Source organism: Acidimicrobiales bacterium (genome assembly GCA_035546775.1).
Lineage (GTDB): Bacteria > Actinomycetota > Acidimicrobiia > Acidimicrobiales > JACCXE01 > JACCXE01.
The window spans coordinates 1-1,538 of record DASZWD010000007.1 but is presented as its reverse complement, the minus strand read 5'-3'; the positions used below and the strand labels follow the sequence as shown (position 1 = coordinate 1,538).

Here is a 1,538-nt window from a genome sequence, read left to right as displayed (position 1 = left end):
CGGCTACTGGAACCGCGACGACGCCACCGCCGAAACGCTGCGCGACGGCGAACTCCACACCGGCGACGTCGGCCTCGTCGACGACGACGGCTACCTCCACGTGCGCGACCGCAAGTCGCTCGTCATCATCCGCGGCGGCGCGAACGTCTACCCGGCTGAAGTCGAGCGCGTGCTGCAAGAAGTCGACGGCGTGCTCGCCAGTGCCGTCATCGGCGTGCCCGACGAGCGCCTCGGCGAACGCGTCGTCGCCCTGATCGAAGGCACGGCGTCGGAAGACGCGCTGCGCGCCCACTGCGAAGCCAACCTCGCCCGCTACAAGAGTCCCGAGCGCTACGTCTTCGTCGACGCCTTTCCCCGCAACGCCATGAACAAGATCATCCGCAAGGAACTGCCGGCCCTCCTCCGCTGAATTTGTTGGTTACTTGTCAATAATTGACTCTTTTCAATCGTACACATGTACGAGAGAATTGGGCATGACAGAACGAACGATTGCCGAGTTGGAAGACGAGCTCACGCAGGGCGCGGCGCGGATGGACGCGGCGCTGTGTTCGTGGCTGCTGGTGGTGGGCGAGTTCGATCGCCGCGCCGGCTACGAACGCTGGGAGTGCCGTTCCACCGCGCACTTCCTGAACTGGCGCTGCGGGATCTCGTTGCACACCGCCCGCGAGCAGGTGCGCGTCGCGCGGCGGCTGGAGGAACTGCCGCGGCTGCGTGCCAAGTTCGCCGAGGGCGTCCTGTCGTATTCGAAGGTGCGCGCCATCTCGCGCATCGCGACACCCGAAACAGAACAGACGCTCCTCGAGTGGGCGGAGTGTGCCACCGCCGCCCAGATCGACCGGGTCGTCGCCGGTCGCCGCTCGCTCGACAAGAAGAACGCACCGGAGCGGTATGTCACCTGGTCCTACGAAGACGACGGGAGCTTCGTGGTGCGCGCCAAGCTCACAGCCGAGGAAGGCGCGCTGGTCGTGGCCGCGTTGCAGTCCGCCCGCAAGGTCTTGAGCGACGGCGTCGGCGAGGTCGAAAGCGTCCCCGCGGGGACGTCCGGCGAAAGCGTCCCCGCGGGGACGCCCAAGCCGGGCAACGCCGACGCCTTCGTCGCCATGGCCGAAACGACCCTGGCCCACGGCCCCACCCCGGTCGAAGCCGGCGACCGCCACGTCGTGATGGTCCACCTCAACGCCGAAACCGGCGAAGCCCACCTCGACGGCGGCCCGGTCCTGTCGGAGGACTCGAAGCAACTCGTGCTCTGCGGCGCCTCGTTTGCCGACGTCGGCCTCGGCGACCAGCGCGAGATCCTCTACATGGGCCGCCTCTACCGCGAACCGAACCGCGCCCAGCGCCGCGCCCTGGCCATCCGCGACCACGGCTGCACCTTCCCCGGCTGCACACAACGCATCTTCGTCGACGCCCACCACCTCGAAGAATGGGAACACGGCGGCCGCACCGACATCGACAACCTCCTCCTGCTGTGCCGCTTCCACCACAACGCCATCCACCACCGCGGCTTCACCGTCAAGAAAGGCCCCCGCCAAACGTTC

General features: G+C 67.6%; 2 protein-coding genes. Both read left to right on the top strand.

All coding sequences use genetic code 11. The features are described from left to right. The coding region (locus tag VHC63_01670; GenBank protein HVV35280.1) for a hypothetical protein at positions 1-409 on the top strand (409 nt) is incomplete at its 5' end. A 64-nt stretch (positions 410-473) separates the two neighbouring features. Beyond that, on the top strand, positions 474-1,538 hold a 1,065-nt coding region (locus tag VHC63_01665), incomplete at its 3' end, for a DUF222 domain-containing protein (protein HVV35279.1).